We start from the raw sequence: 24513 nt of genomic DNA, 5'->3' as shown, positions 1-24513 counted from the left end.
GTTTCACTCACTGTCCTCTCAACACTTCAGGGGTAAATATCTATACAAAGCAATCAATTAAACGTTGTGCAGAATCCAGGAAAGATTAAGTAGCATCAGATACAGGTTAAAAGGCAAAGATTCTGAGAGATGATGCTCATGTTTTGGCGAAATAATTGATGGTAAGTTAGCGCAAGCTCTTCCGGATAAGGGTCATCTTTACCTATTCAAGAAAGGAAGCGACCGGTTACATATCATGATGTCTGGAGTATAAATGATGGAAAATAAAATTATTCTGGCTATTAACAGCGGAGAAGGAAAGACGCGTCTGTTAACCGCTGAAGCTGGCAAGGCCGTTAATGTAAAGCTTGTCCCAGGTAATAAGTATTTGTTAAAGAATGTCAACGATGACTTCGCACCAGAAAATATTACACTTAAACGCGTTGGCAAAGCGTTGCATGTTATTCAGGAAGGGGATACTCAGCCGAGTATCATTATTGACGATTACTTTGATGGTGACCCTAATAATCCTGTGCTGCTCGGTATGGCGGAAGATGGCCAGTTGTATGCCTATGTTCCACTGTCCGGAGAGAGTTACGATACCGGTTATTTGATTGCCGACGGCAATATGTCACCGGTTGCCCTGGGTGGTGAGCCTATGGGGCCAGGCAGCGGTATTTTTACGGCGCCCGGTGATAACGACGATTCCCTGTTTGGCCTGTTAGGCTTTTTGGCGGCGGCAAGCGCGATCGGTATTGGTGCTGCCGTGGCAATGAATGATGACGACAATGACAACTCTGACCGCTCCGCGCCGGAAAAACCGGCCATTGGCAGCACTGTCGACGATGTGGGTTCTATTGTCGGTCCTTTGAAGAGTGGTGATGTCACCGATGACAGCGCGCCGACCCTGAGCGGTCGCGGCGAGCCTGGCGATACCATTCATATTTACGACAACGGCAAAGAGATTGGCTCTACCGTGGTCGGCGACGATGGCACATGGACCTACACGCCGGATAAACCGCTGGATGATGGTAAACATGACATCACCCTCACGGAAGAAGATCCCTCCGGCAACGTTAGCCCGCCTTCTGACCCCATCGTTGTTATTGTTGATACTGTTCCACCAAACGCACCCGCCATTCAACACGTTATTGATAAGGTGGGTAATGTCGTTGGTGAAGTTAACCAGAACGGCTGGACCGATGATACCCGCCCTGAAATGAGCGGCACCGGCGAAGCGGGTGCAACGATCACCATTTACGATAACGGCAAAGCTATCGGTCAGACCGAAGTGAACGCCGATGGTCGCTGGTATTTCAAACCGACCCAGGACCTGGCGGATGGCAACCATGACATCACCGTCACGCAGACGGACAAAGCCGGTAACGTCAGCGATCCTTCCCCGATTCGTGACTTTAACGTCATCACTGGCGCACCGGAAAAACCGGAGCAGCCAGACGTCATTGATAACACCGGTCCGAAGACCGGCCCGCTGGATTCAGGCGATGTCACCGACGAAACCAAACCGACCTTCAACGGTGACGGTACACCGGGCAACGTCATCATCATCAAAGACAACGATGAAGTGATTGGCTCTACCATCGTTGACGACGATGGTAAGTGGAGCTTCACGCCGACTGATGATCTGGACGAGGGCGAGCACGAACTGGAAGTGAGCGAGCAGGATAAAGCGGGCAATATCAGCGATCCTTCTGACCCGATTCAGATTGTGGTAGATACCACGCCACCGGCAAAACCTGATGTAGCGAACGCGCTGGATGATAACGATCCGATCACCGGCATGATTAAGGACGGTGGCGTCACTGACGACTCCAGACCGACCTTCAGCGGCGGTGGTCAACCGGGCGATACCGTCACCATTTATGACGGCGATGAAGTTCTGGGCACCACCGTGATTGGCGATGATGGTAAGTGGTCATTCACTCCGGAAGAGCCGCTGGACGATGGCGAACACAGCATTACGCTGACGCAAACTGACCCGGCAGGAAACACCAGCGAACCTTCTGATTCGCTGGATTTTGGCGTTGATACGACCCCGCCAGGCGCTGGCGAAGATGTCCTGAAAATTACGGGTGTCGCGGATAACGTCGGCGATCAGCAGGGCAACGTGGCCAGCGGTGACATCACCGATGACAGCCAGCCTGCTATCACTGGTATTGGCGAAGCAGGCAATACCGTATTTGTTTACAGCACCGACGCTGCAGGTAAACACCTGATCGGCTCGGCTATTGTTGATGCGGATGGCAAATGGAGCCTGACGCCGGACGCACCGCTGCTGGAAGGGCTGAATAAGCTGACCCTGGAAACCCAGGATCCGGCCGGTAACCGCGTTGCCGGCGAAGCGCCGTCTTATGACGTCACGTTGCTGATCCCGACCGGTACCGAACCGGCAATCACCAGCGTGGTCGATAACAGCGAACCGCACGTTGGCCCGCTGCAGAAAGGCGATGCCACCAACGACAGCACCCCGACCCTGAACGGTAGCGCAGCACCGGGCGATATCATCACCATTAAGGACGGCAGCACGGTCCTTGGCTCGGTCACCGCAGACAGCAACGGCAAGTGGACCTTCACCCCGGGCACCGCCCTGGCAGACGGCAACCACAACTTTGCCGTTACCGCTACTGATCCGGCAGGCAACCATAAAGAGAGCGGCAGCTTCCCGATCGTGATTGATACCGCAGCGCCGAGCGCCGGTGATGTGGCGGCGAACGACGATGTGGGCGATCTGACCGGTACCGTTAACGATGGCGAAACCACGGATGACCAGTCCCCGACCTTCAGCGGCAAAGATGAACCGGGCAGCGTGGTGGAAATCATCGACAACGGTGAGGTGATTGGCTCCACCGTCGTTGGCGATGACGGGACATGGGAATACACCCCGGAAACGCCGCTGGATAAAGGCGATCACGAGATCACCACTGTCATTACCGACCCGGCAGGCAACAGCAGTGATCCGTCGCCGGGTATCAGCTTCACCGTTGATCCGGATCCGAACCAGGTCACCATTGGCACCGTCAATGACGATCAGGGGCCGATCACCGGTAGCATGACGGAAGGCAATGTCACTGACGACGCACGTCCGGAACTGACCGGCAGCGGCAAACCGGGCAGCATCGTGACCATCAAGGATGGCGATGAGGTACTGGGTTCTACGACGGTTAAACAGGACGGCAGCTGGAGCTTTACGCCGACCGACGACCTGGCCGACGGCGACCACAGCCTGACGGCCACCTCGGTTGACCCGGCAGGTAACGACGTCACCTCTCCGGCTTTCGATCTGACCGTTGACACTGAAGCTCCGCAAAAACCGACTATTGGATCTGCGACAGATGACGTGGGTTCAAACCGTGGCGAGTTGCAGAGTGGCGACGTCACCGATGACGCCAACCCGACGCTGAAAGGCAATGCCGAACCGGGCAGCCGTGTCGACATCTACGACAACGGCGAACTGATTGGTTCGACAGTGACCGATGAGAATGGCGCCTGGTCGTTCACCCCGACTGCACCGCTCCCGGAAGGTGAGCATCACATCACCACTACCGCGACAGACGAAGCGGGTAACACCGGTCCGGAATCAGACGATTTCGAACTGACCACTGACTACACACCGCCGGTTGCCACCGAAGACAGCCTGCGCATTACGGCAGTTGATGACAATGTAGGTGGTCGTCAGGGTAACGTCGCCAGCGGCGAAATTACCGATGACAGCCTGCCAGTGATCAGCGGTATTGGCATTGCCGGTAACACGGTATTTGTCTACACCACCGACGCGGCAGGGAAACACCTGATTGGCTCGGCGGTGGTTGACAGCAATGGTGACTGGAGCATGACCCCGGACGCACCGCTGCTGGAAGGCCTGAACAGCCTGACCCTGGAAACCCAGGATCCGGCCGGTAACCGCATCGCCGGTGAAGCGCCTGCTTATGACATTACGCTGCTGATCCCGACCGGCACTGAGCCGTCGATCACCAGCGTGGTCGATAACAGCGAACCGCACGTTGGCCCGCTGCAGAAAGGCGATGCCACCAACGACAGCACCCCGACCCTGAACGGGACCGCGGCGGCGGGCGATATCATCACCATTAAGGACGGCAGTACGGTCCTTGGCTCGGTCACCGCGGACAGCAACGGCAAGTGGACCTTTACGCCGGATACCGGTCTGGCAGATGGCAATCACAACTTTGCCGTTACCGCCACCGATCCGGCAGGTAACAGCAAAGACAGCGGCAGCTTCCCGATTGTTGTCGACACCACCGTGCCGGATTCCAGCACTGTGGTTGTGAATGACGATGTGGGCGACAAGACTGGCCCGATCACCAATGGCGACACCACTGACGACCAGTCCCCGACCTTCGGCGGTAACGCTGAACCGGGCAGCGTGGTGGAAATCATCGACAACGGCGAAGTGATTGGCTCCACTGTCGTCGGCGACGACGGTACATGGGAATACACCCCGGAAACCCCGCTGGATAAAGGCGATCACGAAATTACCACCGTGGTGACTGATCCGTCCGGTAACAGCAGCAATCCGTCGCCGGGCATCAGCTTCACCGTTGATCCGGATCCGAACCAGGTCACCATTGGCACCGTCAATGACGATCAGGGGCCGATCACCGGTAGTCTGGCTGACGGCAACGTCACCGACGACGCGCGTCCGGAACTGACCGGCAGTGGCAAGCCGGGCAGTGTGGTCACCGTAATGGACGGTACCGACGTGCTGGGCAGCACCACCGTCCAGCCGGATGGCAGCTGGAGCTTTACGCCGACAACCGATCTGGCCGACGGCGACCACAGCCTGTCTGTCATCTCGGTTGACCCGGCAGGTAACGACGTCACCTCTCCGGCCTTTGAACTGACGGTGGACACCACCGCACCGGGCAAACCGTCCATCGGCTCTGCCATTGATGATGTGGGCTCCGTCCGCGATGATCTGCAGAGTGGCGACGTCACCGACGACGCCAACCCGACCCTGAAAGGCAATGCCGAACCGGGCAGCCGTGTCGACATCTACGACAACGGCGAGCTGATTGGTTCGACAGTGACTGATGAAAACGGCGCCTGGTCGTTCACGCCGACCACACCGCTCCCGGAAGGTGAGCATCACATCACCACCACCGCAACAGATGAAGCGGGCAACACCGGTCCGGAATCAGACGATTTCGAGCTGACCACCGACTACACACCGCCGGTTGCCACCGAAGACAGCCTGAAGATCACCGCCGTGGCGGATGACATTGGCGATCTGAAAGGCAACGTCGCCAGCGGTGACATCACCGATGACAGCCAGCCAGTGATCAGCGGTATCGGCGGCGCCGGTAACATTGTGTTCGTCTACACCACCGATGCGGCAGGGAAACACCTGATTGGCTCGGCGGTGGTTGACAGCAATGGCGACTGGAGCATGACCCCGGACGCACCGCTGCTGGAAGGCCTGAACAGCCTGACGCTGGAAACCCAGGATCCGGCCGGTAACCGCATCGCCGGTGAAGCGCCTGCTTATGACATTACGCTGCTGATCCCGACCGGCACTGAGCCGTCGATCACCAGTGTGGTCGATAACAGCGAACCGCACGTTGGCCCGCTGCAGAAAGGCGATGCCACCAACGACAGCACCCCGACCCTGAACGGGACCGCGGCGGCAGGCGATATCGTCACTATCCGTGACGGCAGCACGATCCTCGGCTCGGTCACCGCAGACAGCAACGGTAAGTGGACCTTCACCCCGGGCACTGCCCTGGCAGACGGCAACCATAACTTTGCCGTTACCGCTACTGATCCGGCAGGCAACCATAAAGAGAGCGGCAGCTTCCCGATCGTGATTGATACCGCAGCACCGAGCGCCGGTGATGTGGCGGCGAACGACGATGTGGGCGATCTGACCGGTACCGTTAACGATGGCGAAACCACGGACGACCAGTCCCCGACCTTCAGCGGCAAAGATGAACCGGGCAGTGTGGTGGAAATCATCGACAACGGTGAGGTGATTGGCTCCACCGTGGTCGGCGACGACGGTACATGGGAATACACCCCGGAAACGCCGCTGGATAAAGGCGATCACGAGATCACCACCGTGGTGACTGATCCGTCCGGTAACAGCAGCAATCCGTCTCCGGGCATCAGCTTCACTGTCGATCCGGATCCGAACCAGGTCACCATTGGCACCGTCAATGACGATCAGGGGCCGATCACCGGTAGTCTGGCTGACGGCAACGTCACCGACGACGCGCGTCCGGAACTGACCGGCAGTGGCAAGCCGGGCAGTGTGGTCACCGTAATGGACGGTACCGACGTGCTGGGCAGCACCACCGTCCAGCCGGATGGCAGCTGGAGCTTTACGCCGACAACCGATCTGGCCGACGGCGACCACAGCCTGTCTGTCATCTCGGTTGACCCGGCAGGTAACGACGTCACCTCTCCGGCCTTTGAACTGACGGTGGACACCACCGCACCGGGCAAACCGTCCATCGGCTCTGCCATTGATGATGTGGGCTCCGTCCGCGATGATCTGCAGAGTGGCGACGTCACCGACGACGCCAACCCGACCCTGAAAGGCAATGCCGAACCGGGCAGCCGTGTCGACATCTACGACAACGGCGAGCTGATTGGTTCGACAGTGACTGATGAAAACGGCGCCTGGTCGTTCACGCCGACCACACCGCTCCCGGAAGGTGAGCATCACATCACCACCACCGCAACAGATGAAGCGGGTAACACCGGTCCGGAATCAGACGATTTCGAGCTGACCACCGACTACACACCGCCGGTTGCCACTGAAGACAGCCTGAAGATCACCGCCGTGGCGGATGACATTGGCGATCTGCAGGGCAACGTTGCCAGCGGTGACATCACCGATGACAGCCAGCCAGTGATCAGCGGTATCGGCGGTGCCGGTAACATTGTGTTCGTCTACACCACCGATGCGGCAGGGAAACACCTGATTGGCTCGGCGGTGGTTGACAGCAATGGTGACTGGAGCATGACCCCGGACGCACCGCTGCTGGAAGGCCTGAACAGCCTGACGCTGGAAACCCAGGATCCGGCCGGTAACCGCATTACCGGTGAAGCGCCTGCTTATGACATTACGCTGCTGATCCCGACCGGCACTGAGCCGTCGATCACCAGTGTGGTCGATAACAGCGAACCGCACGTTGGCCCGCTGCAGAAAGGCGATGCCACCAACGACAGCACCCCGACCCTGAGCGGGACGGCGGCGGCTGGCGACACCGTCACCATTAAGGATGGCAGCACAGTTCTTGGTTCGGTCACCACGGACAGCAACGGTAAGTGGACCTTCACCCCGGGCACTGCCCTGGCGGATGGTAACCATGCGTTCAGCGTAACGGCTACCGATGCAGCCGGTAACCATAAGGACAGCGGCAGCTTCCCGATCGTCGTCGACACCACCGTACCGAATTCCAGCAGCATTGCGGTGAATGACGATGTGGGCGACAAGACTGGCCCGATCGCCAATGGCGATACCACCGACGATCAGTCCCCGACTTTCAGCGGCAACGCTGAGCCGGGCAGCGTGGTGGATATTATCGACAACGGCGAAGTGATTGGCTCCACTGTCGTCGGCGACGACGGCAAGTGGGAATACACCCCGGAAACACCGCTGGATAAAGGCGATCACGAAATTACCACCGTAGTGACTGATCCGTCCGGTAACAGCAGTGATCCGTCGCCGGGCATCAGCTTCACCGTTGATCCGGATCCGAACCAGGTCACCATTGGCTCTGTTAATGACGACCAGGGGCCGATCACCGGCAGCATGACTGACGGCAGCGTCACCGACGACGCGCGTCCGGAACTGACTGGTAACGGCAAACCTGGCAGCATCGTGACCATCAAGGATGGTAATAACGTGCTGGGCAGCACCACCGTCCAGCCGGATGGCAGCTGGAGCTTTACGCCGACAACCGATCTGGCCGACGGCGATCACAGCCTGACTGCCACTTCGGTTGACCCGGCAGGTAACGACGTCACCTCTCCGGCCTTCGATCTGACCGTGGACACCACCGCGCCAGGCAAACCGTCGATTGGCTCTGCCATTGATGATGTGGGCTCCGTCCGCGATGATCTGCAGAGTGGCGACGTCACTGACGACGCCAACCCGACGCTGAAAGGCAATGCCGAACCGGGCAGCCGTGTCGACATCTACGACAACGGCGACCTGATTGGCTCGACCATTGCCGATGAAAACGGCGCCTGGTCGTTCACCCCGACCACACCGCTCCCGGAAGGTGAGCATCACATCACCACCACCGCGACGGATGAAGCGGGTAACACCGGTCCGGAATCAGACGATTTCGAGCTGACCACCGACTACACACCGCCGGTTGCCACTGAAGACAGCCTGAAGATCACCGCCGTGGCGGATGACATTGGCGATCTGCAGGGCAACGTTGCCAGCGGTGACATCACCGATGACAGCCAGCCAGTGATCAGCGGTATCGGCGGTGCCGGTAACATTGTGTTCGTCTACACCACCGATGCGGCAGGGAAGCACCTGATTGGCTCGGCGGTGGTTGACAGCAATGGTGACTGGAGCATGACGCCGGACGCACCGCTGCTGGAAGGCCTGAACAGCCTGACGCTGGAAACCCAGGATCCGGCCGGTAACCGCATCACCGGTGAAGCGCCGGCTTACGACATTACGCTGCTGATCCCGACCGGCACTGAGCCGTCGATCACCAGTGTGGTCGATAACAGCGAACCGCACGTTGGCCCGCTGCAGAAAGGCGATGCCACCAACGACAGCACCCCGACTCTGAACGGGACCGCGGCGGCAGGCGATATCGTCACTATCCGTGACGGCAGCACGATCCTCGGCTCGGTTACCGCGGACAGCAACGGTAAGTGGACCTTCACCCCGGGCACTGCCCTGGCAGACGGCAACCATAACTTTGCCGTTACCGCTACTGATCCGGCGGGTAACCATAAAGAGAGCGGCAGCTTCCCGATCGTGATTGATACCGCTGCACCGAGCGCCGGTGATGTGGCGGCGAACGACGATGTGGGTGATCTGACCGGTACCGTTAACGATGGCGACACCACCGACGACCAGTCCCCGACCTTCGGCGGTAACGCTGAACCGGGCAGCGTGGTGGAAATCATCGACAACGGCGAAGTGATTGGTTCCACTGTCGTCGGCGACGACGGCAAGTGGGAATACACGCCGGAAACACCGCTGGATAAAGGCGATCACGAGATCACCACCGTGGTCACCGACCCTGCGGGCAACAGCAGCAATCCGTCTCCGGGCATCAGCTTCACCGTTGATCCGGATCCGAACCAGGTCACCATTGGCTCTGTTAATGACGACCAGGGTCCGATCACCGGCAGTCTGACTGACGGCAACGTCACCGACGACGCGCGTCCGGAACTGACCGGCAGCGGCAAACCAGGCAGCATCGTGACCATCAAGGATGGTAATGATGTACTGGGCAGCACTACCGTTCAGCCGGACGGCAGCTGGAGCTTCACACCGGTTCAGGATCTGAGCGATGGCGATCACAGCCTGACAGCAACCTCTGTCGATCAGGCAGGTAACGACGTCACCTCTCCGGCCTTCGATCTGACCGTGGACACCGTGGCGCCGGGCAAACCGTCGATTGGCTCTGCCATTGATGACGTGGGCTCAAACCGTAACGATCTCCACAGCGGCGATGTTACTGATGACGCTAACCCGACCCTGAACGGCACTGCCGAGCCGGGCAGCCGTGTCGATATCTACGACAACGGCGACCTGATCGGTTCGGCTATCGCTGACGATAACGGGTCGTGGCAGTTCACCCCGACCACACCGCTCCCGGAAGGTGAGCATCACATCACCACCACCGCGACAGACGAAGCGGGTAACACCGGTCCGGAATCAGACGACTTCGTACTGACCACCGACTACACCGCGCCTGACAGCAGCAAGGTCACCATTACGGATGTGGTGGATGACGTCGGTGGCGTGACGGGCTCTGTGCCGAGCGGTACTGGTAGCATCACTGACGATAATCGTCCGCTGATCAAAGGTACTGGCGCAGAAGCGGGTAATACCATCACCGTTTACAACGGTGACACGGTGATCGGCTCCGCCACCGTCCAGGCTGACGGTAGCTGGGAACTGGTATCGACCACGCCGCTGCCTGATGGCCTGTACACCCTGACGGCGAAGGAAACCGACTCTGTCGGTAACGTCTCCGATCCGTCCAACGAGTACACTTTCAACTTGTCTACTCAGGCTCCGCCGGTTCCGTCGCTGGATAGCGTCTATGACGATGTCGCACCTTCTGTTGACTTTGTGCAGAAAGGTGAAGTCACCAACGACAATATGCCGACCCTGAGCGGTAGCGGCTTGATTGGCGGCACCATCAGCGTCTACGACAACGGCACCCTGATCGGTACCGCGACCGTAGGCAGCAATGGTAGCTGGAGCTTCACGCCGGATACGGCGCTGAACGACGGCAACCATAACTTTACCGTGACGGTCACTGACGTGGTAGGACGCGTCAGCCCGGCAACGGGTGGACACAATATCATTGTGGATACCACCATGCCGTCTGCGGCTTCTGATCTGCTGATCACCGATGATGTCGGTGCGAAGACAGGTCCGGTGAATACCGGCGACACTACCGATGACAACCTGCCGACCCTGAGCGGCAAGGCCGAACCGGGCAGCACGGTGAACATCCTCGACAACGGTACGGTGATCGGCACCGCTGTTGTTGATAACACCGGTAACTGGAGCTTCACACCGTCCACGCCGCTGGCGAACGGTCCGCACGACATCACCACCACGGTGACCGATACCGCGGGCAACACCGGGCCGGAAGGATCACACGTCACCTTTGACGTTGACGTCGATCCGGGTCAGGCCGCGATCGTTGCCGTGAAGGATGATGTGGGCAGCATCACGACCAACGTCACCCAGAACGGCGTGACGGACGATACCCGTCCGGAAATCACCGGTACGGCGAAGGCGGGCAGTATTGTTACGGTCATGGATGGCAGCACCGTACTGGGCTCCACCACCGCGGGCTCTGACGGCAGCTGGAGCTTCACACCGACCGGCGATCTGGGTAAAGGCAACCATACCTTCACCGCCTCGGCGCAGGATCCGGCAGGGAATACCTCTACCAGTAATAGCTGGACCATCACCATTGACATCGATGCGCCGGTGAAACCGAGCATCGACAGCGCAATGGATGATGTGGGCAGCAACCAGGGCGCGCTGGCGAACCATGGCCTGACGGATGACCCGACACCGACCCTGAGCGGTAAAGCAGAAGCGGGCAGCATCGTGAAGATCTACGATCAGAGCGGTCTGCTGGGCTCCGTCACCGCACGTGATGACGGCACCTGGAGCTACACGCCAACTACCAAACTGGATGAAGGCAGCCATCAGTTCCATGTCACTGCAACGGATAAAGCTGGCAACACCAGCGCGCCGTCGGATGACTTCGAGCTGACGCTGGACTTCACGCCGCCGGACAGCAGCAAACTCGCCATCACCAATGTGTATGATGACGTGAAACTTGCCGGTGATGTACCGAACAACGGCGAAACGGACGATAACCGTCCGGTCATCTCCGGTACCGGTGCAGAAGCAGGCGATACCATCACGGTTTACAACGGTAATACAGTGATCGGCTCCACCACCGTCAAGGCTGACGGTACCTGGGCGCTGGAACCGTCTACGCCGCTGCCGGATGGTACTTACAGACTGACCGCGAAGGAAACCGACAAAGTCGGTAACGAAGCCGGTCCGTCCAACGAGTACGTCATCACGGTGGGTGTCACCCCGCCGCAGGCACCGACGCTGGATACGGTATACGACGACGCCGCACCGTATGTGGACTACCTGCAGAAAGGTGAAATCACCAACGACAGTACCCCGACCCTCAGCGGTAAGGGACTGATTGGCGGCACGATTAGCGTTTATGACAACGGCACCCTGATCGGTACCGCGATCGTTGATGGCAGCGGCACCTGGAGCTTCACGCCGGGTACGGCGCTGAACGACGGTAACCATAACTTCACGGCGACGGTCACCGATGGCGTGGGACGTGTCAGCCCGGCCACCGGCGGCTTCAACATTGTTGTGGATACCACCTTGCCGTCTGCGGCTTCTGATCTGCTGATCACCGATGACGTCGGTGCGAAGACTGGTCCGGTGAATACTGGCGATACCACCGATGACAACGTACCGACCATCAGCGGCAAGGCTGAAGCGGGCAGTACGGTGAGCATCATCGACAACGGTACTGTCATTGGCTCGGCTGTCGCCGATAACAACGGCAACTGGAGCTTCACACCGTCCACACCGCTGGCGAACGGTCCGCATGACATCACCACGAAAGTGACTGATACGGCGGGTAACACCGGGCCGGAAGGGGCGCATACCTCCTTCGTGGTTGATGTGGTCGCAGGTAAAGCCGAAATCACCGCCATCAAGGACGATGTGGGCAGCATTACCAGCAACGTTGCGCAGGGTGGCGTGACGGACGATACGCGTCCGGAAATCACCGGTACGGCGAAGGCAGGCAGCGTGGTCACCATCACCGATGGCAACACGGTGCTGGGCTCCACCACCGCAGGCTCTGACGGCAACTGGAGCTTCACACCGACCGGCGATCTGGGTAAAGGTAACCATACCTTCACCGCCACGGCGAAAGATCCGGCGGGTAACGACTCTGTCAGCAGCAGCTGGACCATCACCATCGACACCGATGCCCCGGCGAAGCCGAGCATTGATGCGGCGAATGATGATGTGGGCAGCAGCCAGGGCGCGCTGGCGAACCATGGCCTGACTGATGACCCGACCCCGACACTGAACGGTAAAGCGGAAGCGGGCAGTATCGTGAAGATCTACGATCAGAGCGGTCTGCTGGGCTCGGTAGTCGCCCGCGATGACGGTACCTGGAGCTACTCGCCGACGGCGAACCTGAGCGAAGGCGCGCACCAGTTCTACGTCACCGCAACCGACAAGGCCGGTAACATCAGCGTGCCGTCGGATAACTTCGAACTGACGCTGGACTTCACACCGCCGGACAGCAGCAAACTCGCCATCACCGATGTGGTGGATGATGTTGGCCTCGTTACAGGCTCGGTATCCCATGAAGGGATGACGGATGATAACCGTCCGTTGATCAAAGGTACCGGTGCGGAAGCGGGTGACACTATCATCGTTTACAACGGTGACAAGGTTATTGGTTCCACCACCGTCCAGTCTGACGGTACCTGGGAACTGGAACCGTCCTCGCCGTTGCCAAACGGTCGTTATACGCTGACCGCGAAAGAAACCGACAAGGTGGGCAACGAAGCAGGTCCGTCGGCTGAATACGTCATTAATGTGTCCACGACGCCGCCACAGGCACCGACGCTGGATACGGTCTATGACGACGCCGCGCCGTATGTGGATTATCTGCAGAAAGGCGAAGTGACCAACGACAGTACCCCGACCCTGAACGGTTCTGGTCTGATTGGCGGCACGATTAGCGTCTATGACAACGGTACGCTGATTGGTACGACTATCGTCGACACCAATGGTAACTGGAGCTTCACGCCGGGTACGGGGCTGAACGATGGCCGCCATAACTTCACCGCCACGGTCACGGACAGTGTAGGGCGCGTCAGCCCGGCTACGGGGGGCTATGACATCACCATCGATACCGGTGCGCCGTCTGCCGCCTCTGACCTGCTGGTTTCCGATAACGTCGGTGCTTATCAGGGACCGGTAAACAACGGTGACACCACCGATGACAACACCCCAACCCTGAGCGGCAAGGCCGAAGCGGGCAGCACGGTGAACATCATTGACAACGATACCGTCATCGGCTCCGTTGTTGCGGATGCTAACGGCAACTGGAGCTTTACACCGGGTGCACCGCTGGCGAATGGTCCGCACGACCTGACCACCACGGTGACCGATACGGCGGGTAACACCGGGCCGGAAGGCTCGCACGTTAACATTATCGTTGACGTCACGCCGGGCCAGGCTGAAATCACCGCCATCAAGGACGATGTGGGCAGCATTACCACCAACGTTGCGCAGGGTGGCGTGACCGACGATACGCGTCCGGAAATCACCGGTACGGCGAAGGCGGGCAGCGTGGTCACCATCACTGATGGCAGCAACGTGCTGGGCTCCACCACCGCGGGTTCCGACGGTAACTGGACCTTCACACCGTCTGGCGATCTGGGCAAGGGTAACCATACCTTCACTGCCACGGCGAAAGATCCGGCGGGCAACGATTCTGTCAGCAGCAGCTGGACTGTCACCATCGACACCGATGCCCCGGCGAAGCCGAGCATCGACAGTGCAACCGATGATGTGGGCGCGGTGCAGACATCGCTGGCAAATCATGGCCTGACCGATGACCCGACTCCGACACTGAACGGTAAGGCGGAAGCGGGCAGTATCGTGAAGATCTACGATCAGAGCGGTCTGCTGGGTTCCGTGGTCGCCCGCGATGACGGTACCTGGAGCTACTCGCCGACGGCGGGCCTGAGTGAAGGCAGCCATCAGTTCTACGTCACCGCAACCGACAAGGCCGGTAACATCAGCGTGCCGTCCGATAACTTCGAACTGACGCTGGACTTCACACCGCCGGACAGCAGCAAACTCGCCATCACCGATGTGGTGGATGACTTTGGCGGAGTGACCGGTTCTGTCGCGAGCGGCAGTGAAACCGACGACAACCGTCCGGTGATCGCCGGTACCGGTGCGGAAGCAGGTAACGTGATTACGGTCTACAACGGCGACAAGGTCATCGGCTCCACCACCGTCAAGTCCGACGGTACCTGGGAACTGGAACCGACTTCACCGCTGGCGAACGGTACTTACGTCCTGACCGCGAAGGAAACTGATAAAGTCGGCAACGAAGCGGGTCCGTCCAACGACTACACCATTAAAGTCTCCACGGTGGCGCCACAGGCACCAACGCTGGATACGGTATACGACGACGTAGCGCCGCAGACGGAATTCCTGCAGAAAGGCGAAGTGACCAACGACAATACGCCGACCCTCAGCGGTACGGGTGTGGCCAACGGTACCATCAGTGTCTATGACAACGGTACGCTGATCGGCACCACGACGGTTGATGGTAGCGGAAGCTGGACCTTCACGCCGGGTACGGCGCTGAGCGACGGCAACCACAACTTCACTGCCACGGTCACCGACACCGTAGGGCGCGTCAGCCCGGCTACCGGCGGCTTCAACATTGTTGTTGATACCACCGCGCCGTCAGCCGCCTCTGATCTGCTGATCACCGATGATGTCGGTGCGAAGACCGGTCCGGTGAATAACAATGACACCACCGATGACAACGTACCGACCATCAGCGGCAAAGCTGAAGCGGGCAGCACGGTGAGCATCATCGACAACGGTACTGTCATTGGCTCGGCTGTCGCCGATAACAACGGCAACTGGAGCTTCACACCGTCCACACCGCTGGCGAACGGTCCGCATGACATCACCACGAAAGTGACTGATACGGCGGGTAACACCGGGCCGGAAGGGTCGCATACCTCCTTCGTGGTTGATGTGGTCGCAGGTAAAGTCGAAATCACCGCTATTAAGGACGATGTGGGCAGCGTCACCACCAACGTTGCGCAGGGTGGCGTGACCGACGATACGCGTCCGGAAATCACCGGTACGGCGAAGGCCGGCAGCGTGGTCACCATCACTGATGGCAGCAACGTGCTGGGCTCCACCACCGCGGGCTCCGACGGCAACTGGACCTTCACACCGTCTGGTGATCTGGGCAAGGGTAACCATACCTTCACCGCCACGGCGAAAGATCCGGCTGGCAACGACTCTGTCAGCAGCAGCTGGACTGTCACCATCGACACCGATGCCCCGGTGAAACCGAGCATCGACAGTGCAACCGATGATGTGGGCGCGGTGCAGACATCGCTGGCGAATCATGGCCTGACGGATGACCCGACCCCGACGCTGAACGGTAAAGCGGAAGCGGACAGCATCGTGAAGATCTACGATCAGAGCGGTCTGCTGGGTTCTGTAGTCGCACGTGCTGACGGTACCTGGAGCTACTCGCCGACGGCGAACCTGAGCGAAGGCAGCCACCAGTTCTACGTCACTGCAACCGACAAAGCCGGCAACACCAGTGCGCCATCGGATAACTTCGAACTGACGCTGGACTTCACACCGCCGGACAGCAGCAAACTCGCCATCACCGATGTGGTGGACGACTTTGGCGGAGTGACCGGTTCTGTCGCAAGCGGCAGTGAAACCGATGATAACCGTCCGGTTATTTCCGGTACCGGTGCGGAAGCAGGCAACGTGATTACGGTCTACAACGGCGACAAGATCATCGGCTCCACCACCGTCAAGTCCGACGGTACCTGGGAACTGGAACCGTCCTCGCCGCTGCCAAACGGTACTTACGTCCTGACCGCGAAAGAAACCGACAAAGTCGGCAACGAATCGGGTCCGTCAAACGACTACACCATCAAGGTATCGACTGATGGCCCGCAGGCGCCGACGCTGGATAAAGTCTATGACGACGCAGCACCGGGTGTGGACTTCCTGCAGAAAGGTGAGATCACCAACGACAGTACACCGACCCTCAGCGGTACGGGTGTGGCCAACGGCACCATCAGTGTCTATGACAACGGTACGCTGATTGGCACCACGACGGTCGATGGTAGCGGAAGCTGGACCTTCACGCCGGGTACGGCGCTGAGCGACGGCAACCACAACTTCACTGCCACGGTCACCGACACCGTAGGGCGCGTCAGCCCGTCCACCGGTGGCTTCGACATTGTTGTGGATACCAGCGCGCCGTCTGCCGCCTCTGATCTGCTGATCATTGACGATGTCGGTACGAAGACTGGTCCGGTGAATACCGGTGATACTACCGATGACAACGTGCCGGTTATCAGCGGTAAAGCTGAAGCGGGCAGTACGGTGAGCATCATCGACAACGGTACTGTCATCGGCACGGCTGTCGCCGATACCAACGGCAACTGGAGCTTCACACCGTCCACGCCGCTGGCGAACGGTCCGCACGACATCACTACGAAAGTGACTGATACCGCGGGTAATACCGGACCGGAAGGGTCGCACACCTCCTTCGTGGTCGACGTTGCTCCGGGTCAGACCGTTATCACCGCTGTAAACGATGATACGGGTACGGTGACGGGCGTTGTCGCTCAGAACGGCGTGACGGACGATACCCGTCCGGAAATCACCGGTACGGCGAAGGCCGGCAGCGTGGTCACCATCAAGGATGGCGGCACCGTGCTGGGCTCCACCACCGCGGGCTCTGACGGTAACTGGACCTTCACCCCGGCAGTTGATCTGGGTAAAGGCAACCATACCTTCACCGCGACGGCGAAAGATCCGGCAGGTAATGATTCCGACAGTGGCAGCTGGACCGTCACCATCGACATCGATGCCCCGGTGAAACCGAGCATCGACAGTGCAACCGATGATGTGGGTTCCATTCAGACACCGCTGGCGAACAATGGCGTGACGGATGACCCGACCCCGACCCTGAACGGTAAGGCGGAAGCGGGCAGCATCGTGACGATCTACGATCAGAACGGTCTGCTGGGTTCTGTCACCGCTCGCGCTGACGGTACCTGGAGCTACTCGCCGACGGCGAACCTGAGCGAAGGCAGCCACCAGTTCTACGTCACCGCAACCGACAAGGCCGGCAACACCAGTGCGCCGTCCGATAACTTTGAGCTGACGCTGGACTTCACACCGCCGGACAGCAGCAAAGTCAGCATCACCAGCGTGGTTGATGATGCGGGTCTTGTCACGGGTAATGTTGCGTCCGGAAATATCACCGACGACAACACGCCGCTGATCAAGGGGACTGGCGCAGAGCCGGGCAACACGATCACGGTCTACAACGGCAACACGGTTATCGGTACGGCAACCGTACAGGGTGATGGTACATGGTCACTGCAGGTGAATACTGCGCTGGCTGACGGTACCTACAGACTGACGGCGAAAGAAACCGATAAAGTGGGTAACGAAACCTCTGCATCGCCGGAATACGTGATTCAGATCGACGCAGGCGGCCAGCCGCTGCCGCCGACACTGACCAGCGTCGTTGACGATGTGGCGACTTATACGGGCGCCCTGCAGAGCAATGCCATTACCAACGACAACACCCTGACGCTGACAGGTACGGCCGAAGCTAACGTAACGGTTAAGATCTACGGTGGCGCCAACGGCACCACGCTGCTGGGGTCAACCACGGCAGATGCCAACGGCGACTGGACTTACACCACGCCAGCACTGTCAGACGGTCTGCACACGTTCGTTGCTGAAGCTGTTAACAGCATCGGTCAGGTGAGCCCGCAGACTGGCGGCTTCCCGGTCACGGTTGATACAGCAGCTCCGGGTGCGGTGTCTAACTTCGTGGTCACTGACGATCAGGCGCCGCAGGTCGGCAACCTGAGCGATGGCGATACGACCAACGATGCAACGCCGAAGATCAGCGGTATCGCAGAGCCTGGCAGCGTTGTCCATATCTACGTCGATGGCGTGGAGAATGGCTCAACGACGGCCGATGCCTCGGGTAACTGGGAATACACCACCACGTCACTGGCGGATGGTCAGCACACCTTTACGGCGCGTGCTGAAGATACCGCAGGTAACCTGGGTCCGGTGAATACCGGTATGACGGTCATCGTAGATACCTCTGCTGTCACGGTCTCTATCACCAACGTAACGGATGATGTGGGTACAGTGACCGGCGATGTCGCGGCGAATATGGTGACTGACGACGCCCGTCCGGAAATTACCGGTAAGGCGAAGGCAGGCAGTATTGTCACCATCAAGGATGGTACTACGGTACTGGGGTCCACGACCGCCGAGGCTGACGGTACCTGGACCTTCACGCCGTCAACCAACCTGGGTGATGGTGCGCACAGCATCACGGCAACGGCAAAAGACCTGTCAGGTCAGGAAGATACTTCCGGTGCCTTCAACTTCAGCGTGGATACCGCGGCGCCAAACCGTCCGACGATTGATTACGCAGAAGATCAGGTGGGTGCCGTTCAGAATGACCTGAGCAACAACGGCTATACCGATGATCCGCAGCCAATTCTGCACGGTACGGCAGAAGCGAACAGCATCGTCAATATCTACACCCTTGACGGTACGTTGATCGGTTCGGCAACCACCAGCAGTACGGGCGCATGGAACTTCAAGCCGGGTAGCAAGCTGCCTGAAGGTAAAAACACCTTCTACGTCACGTCGACGGATGCAGCCGGTAACGTCAGCGACAAGTCTGCGAACTTCGTGGTGAATACCGACTACACCTCGCCGGATGCCAGCAAGGTCTCCATCGACACCGTGACCGACCAGTACGGTAACGTACAGGGCCCGGTTCTGAGCGGTGGCGTACTGGATGATCCACGTCCGGTCATCGGGGGTACCGGTGCTGAACAGGGCAACGTCATTACCGTGTACACGACGGATAAAGATGGCAACACCAAAGTGTTGGGTTCCACCACCGTTGATGCCAACGGCAGATGGACACTGACGCCGTCCGATTCACTGTACGCGGATTCCATTAACAAACTGTCCGTCACGGAAACCGACAGCGTCGGTAACGAGGCGAAACCGTCAGGCACTTACGACGTAACACTGTCTAACCCGCCTGCGGCGCCGGTGATTGATGGCGTAACCGACGATACCGGTTCGGCGAATGTCGAGCTGGTCATCGACGGCGTGACCAAAGACACCACACCGACACTGCACGGTACGGCACCGGGCGTGGCTGGCAACATCGTGACCATTTACGACGGTAACCAGGTTGTGGGTTCGACCACGCTGGATGCGAGTGGTAACTGGACCTTCACGCCGCAGCCTGCGCTGGCCGATGGCACGTACGACTTTACCGTCACGGTGAAAAACACCGCCGGTCAGGAAAGTGCGAAGAGCCCGTCGTTCGGCATCGAAATTGATGCGACGGCACCGGGTGCGGTCACGGATCTCACGATCACTGACGACGTCGGTACCATCACCGGTACGCTGAACAACAACGACGTCACTGATGATAACAAACCGACCTTCGCCGGTAAGGCAGAGCCAAACGGCATTGTCACTATCCTCGATAACGGTACTGTTATCGGTAGTGCCGCGGTGGATAACTTCGGTAACTGGAGCTGGACGCCGACCACGGAACTGGCAGATGGTGCACATCAGTTCACCACCACCGTTACTGACAGCGTGGGTAACACTGGCGCGCCAACATCACCGGTGAATATCACCGTTGATACCCAGGCACCGGGTATTACGCTGGCGATTGACGGCTACCTCGATGATGTCGGCACCAACAAGGGCGTGATTACTGCCAGTGGCACCAGCACTGACGATACCGCGCCAGTGCTGAGAGGCAGCTGGTCGGGCGATCTGGGCGCAGCCGAGTACATCCGCATCTATCAGGATGGCATTTTCATCGGCAATGCGACGCTGGATCGTGGTCAGCACACCTGGACGCTGGATGTCAGCGGTCTGGAAAATACGAAGACGTATCAGTTTACCGCCACAGCCGTTGACGCTGCCGGTAACGAATCCAGCGCGACACCGGCCTTTGCACTGACCATCGACCTGGATCCGCCGACCCAGACGGTCACCATCACCAGCTACACCGACAACGTCGGTGTGGACACTGGCAACATGGGCCCGAACACCTCCACTGACGACCGTCAGCCGGTGTTGAACGGTAAGATCGCCGGAACGGCACTGGATGCCGGTGATGAAGTCCGCATCTACGATGCTGACAGCAACACGCTGCTTGGTACGGCAACGGTGACCGGTGACAGCTGGACCTTCGAACTGCCTGCGCTGAATGACGAAACGACCTACAACTTCCGTGCGGTCGTCTCGGATAGCGCCGGTAACGAAGGCACCACCTCCGGTAACTTCCGGATCACGGTGGATCTGAACGTGGTGGTTAACGACCAGGATACGCTGGATACCACACCGATCATTTCCGGTTCCACCGGCTTTGAAATCCAGCCGGGCGAGTACGTCGAGGTGACGGTTAACGGTAAGACCTACAGTTCGCAGAACGGACAGGTGGTGGTCGACCCGCGTAACAACACCTGGTATGTACAGATCCCGGACGGCGATGCGCTGGCGGTAGGCAGATACGACGTTTCCGCGGTGCTGTACTCGCCGGAAGGCGTACGCATCACCACTGACGATACGACCAATGAACTGGTGGTTTCGCCAACACCGAAAGTCACCGTCGGTGCCGGTGGTGGCGACCCGGATCAGAAAGCAACGTCGGTCACGCTGAGCGAAGATGGTGTATGGCGTATCCATACTAACCAGACCATGCTGGACTCTTCTGCGACTTCGTCGTCTTCACTGGGTGATTTCTCGACCACCGCGCTGGTGAGTAACTCCGGTAATGGCTATGACTCGAGAAACTACGTACAGAACGCGACCTTCGTCGACTACAACCGTGATGGTCTGATGGATCTGTTTGCCATCGACAGTAACTACGATGACGGTCAGCAGATGTTCTACTACAACGGTTCGGGTTACACCGCGTATCAGGTTGGGGCAGAAGATGATACGCCGCAATCGGGTGACTTTGCAGGTGACAGGGATACCGATGGTAGTGCGAACACCTGGAGCTGGTATGGCGGTATCATTGCTATCGATAAGAATGGCGACGGCTACGTTGACCTTATCAGTGGCGACCAGACCCCGAACGACTCCGGGACCCAGGGTGGCTATGGCTCGCAGATTGTTCTGAACAACGATGGCACCATCGTCGGTATGAGCAAAGACGGTACCTTCGCCACAGACTATGCCGCTGATCCGGGCATGGATCCGATCGGGCTGGATCAGTCGCAGCCGGATATGGAACTGTCGGGTGTGGATATCAACAACGATGGTATCGTCGACTTTGTGATGCACAGTCAGAACATCGTTGCGGATGGTTCTCGCATCGACAAGCCGGGGGCTACGGACAGCACTGCCGCTATCAGTGATAACTGGGCACGTCTGGTCGTCGTGAACGGTACCAACAACGGTAACTGGCAGGTGTCGCAGATCGTCGACAACGTGTTCCAGCGCGGTACGGATAACGACCCGGATATCGGTAACGGTGTGCCGATGACCTGGGCCGACTTCAACGGCGACGGTTACATGGACCTGTTCCTGGGTCGTGGTAGTGAAAGTACTACCGATGATTCGAGTCCGGATAACAACGCTGCTGAATACGCCAGCCGTATTCACTTTAACGATGGCACCGGAAAGCTGCAGTTCAGCGACCCGAACAACGACGGCATCGGTAACCCGACCGGGATGTACACCTTCAACGACACGGTGTCTGGTGGTGTCTCTCTGGCACTGGACTGGAACCACGACGGCAAGGTGGACATCATCGAAATGCCGGGGATGGAGTCCACACGTGGTGGTATCAGTGATGCCGCGGCGACCGGCGCGGTGAACCTGTACACCAACACCTCGACGGGCGGTGCGACGAGCTTTAGTACCTCCAACATGCTGACGCAGGTTGGTAAAACCACCATTGGTGGTTCGTCAACCGCGCAGCAGGTGACCGGTAGTGTCGCTATCGACGTTGACTGGGACGGTGACCGTGATCTGCTGATCTTCACCAGTGGTGGTACCACTACGTACATCGAGAACAAGAACGATGTTGCGTATGGCTCGGCTATCCATCTGCGCATCCTCGATGAGGGTGGTATCAACTCACTGTATGGCAATACCGTACAGCTGATTGATGAAGCGACAGGTGCTGTGGTGGCAACGCGGATTATCAACGCCCAGTCCGGTAACCAGACGAACGACAGTACCGCCATGGTGGACTTCTACGGTCTGGATGCCAGCAAGTCGTACAGCGCAGTGATCCTGCGCTCCAGCGGCGGTGCGGTTGAGAACGTCGGCGGTGTTGCGTCGGTGAACGGTAAGACTGTCCAGAACGTCAACAAGGCGTGGGCAGGACTGACCGCGGGTGAAGCCAACGACGCTTACGTACTGACCACAGAGTCCGAAACTAACGTGGCGAACGCCAGCAACACCGGCGGCACCAACACCACGGGTATTGTGGGTACCGGTTATAACGATACCTTCTTCGCGACCCTGGGTAATGACCTGTACAACGGTGCAGGCGGTACGCAAACCGTCTCCGGCGTGAAATCCTGGAGCAACACCGGTGGTCTCGACATCGTTGACTACAAGCTGGCAGGCAACGCCGCGCTGACCATTGACCTGAACAAGACGACCATGCAGAACACGGGCTTTGGTAGCGCCCGGTTCGTGAACGTCGAAGGTCTGGCCGGTGGTCAGGGTAACGATACCTTCACCGGTAACGCAGGCAACAACTACTTCGAAGGCCGCGGCGGGAATGACATCTTCAATCTCGACAACGCTAAGAATGGTGGTGGTCAGGATACCCTGATGTACCAGGTCCAGGCAGGCGGAAGCAGTAACGGTACCGGCGGTAACGGTAGCGATACGGTCAACGGCTTCTGGGTCGGTACGGTGGAAGCGACGAGCAGCGCGGATGCTATCGACGTCAGCAACCTGCTGGTCGGTTACTCTGCAAGCGCGGACGGTGCGGCTCACTACATCAACGGTGTTGCCACCATCGATGCGGGTGAAACCATCGGTCAGTTCCTGACGGTGACCTACAACGGTAAGGATACTGTCGTGTCCATCGACCGCGACGGCAGCGGCGGCGCCTACAGCGCGTCCACACTGCTGACGCTGACGGACACGGAAGCCGACCTCGCGACGCTGCTGGCTAACCACCAGTTGATTCTGAGCAGCGCGAACAGTGCCGGCACCGCGAACTTCAGCTCGCTGAGCGAAGGGATGACCGCCAACCTGTGGACTGGCTTCAACTCCGCAGGCGAGCAGCTGGAAAACATCACCACGCTTATCAGTACCAGCGGTGATGACGTCATCACGGATAACTCAGCGGATAACGTTCTTGAGGGCGGAGCAGGTGATGACACCTTCTACCTGATGAACGGTGGTAACGACACGCTGATGTACAAGGTGCTGGATGGCATGGGTAATGACAGTACCGGCGGCAACGGTCACGACGTGGTTCACTGCTTCAACGTGGGCAACGTGGCAACTGACAGTGACGCCGATACGCTCAACCTCAGCGATCTGCTGGATTACAGCGGTCCAATCTCCTTCTTCGAGAACAACGGTAAGACGGAGCTGGATGCGGCATCGAAAGGGCTTGAGAATTACCTGAAGACAGAAGTGGTCGGTAACGACACGGTCATCAGCATCGACCGTGATGGTCAGGGCGGACAGCATGGCTTCACGCAGGTTGTCACCCTGGCAGACGTACAGACCGATCTGGTCACTCTGCTGCAGAACAACCAGATCACGATTTAACCCGGTAATCCCCGCCATCTCCGGATGGCGGGCTATCTGTTCGCGCCCGGAGTCAGGGCGCGACGGAAGGGATAAGTGAGGCGAATTGTCTGGATGTTGTTATTTATCGATGAATTACTGGGTTAATCCGGGAG

General features: G+C 58.8%; 1 protein-coding gene. It reads left to right on the top strand.

The features are described 5' to 3' along the window. Window positions 1–367: 367 nt before the first annotated feature. Window positions 368–24379: an Ig-like domain-containing protein gene (locus QMG90_RS15575; RefSeq protein ID WP_283280534.1), complete on the top strand. Its 24012-nt coding sequence runs from the start codon at window positions 368–370 to the stop codon at window positions 24377–24379. Window positions 24380–24513 lie beyond the last annotated feature (134 nt).

Origin of the sequence: Trabulsiella odontotermitis (assembly GCF_030053895.1) — a bacterium.
Lineage (GTDB): Bacteria > Pseudomonadota > Gammaproteobacteria > Enterobacterales > Enterobacteriaceae > Trabulsiella > Trabulsiella odontotermitis_C.
Note: the sequence above shows the minus strand (reverse complement) of the source record. Positions and strands in the feature narration are given on the sequence as shown.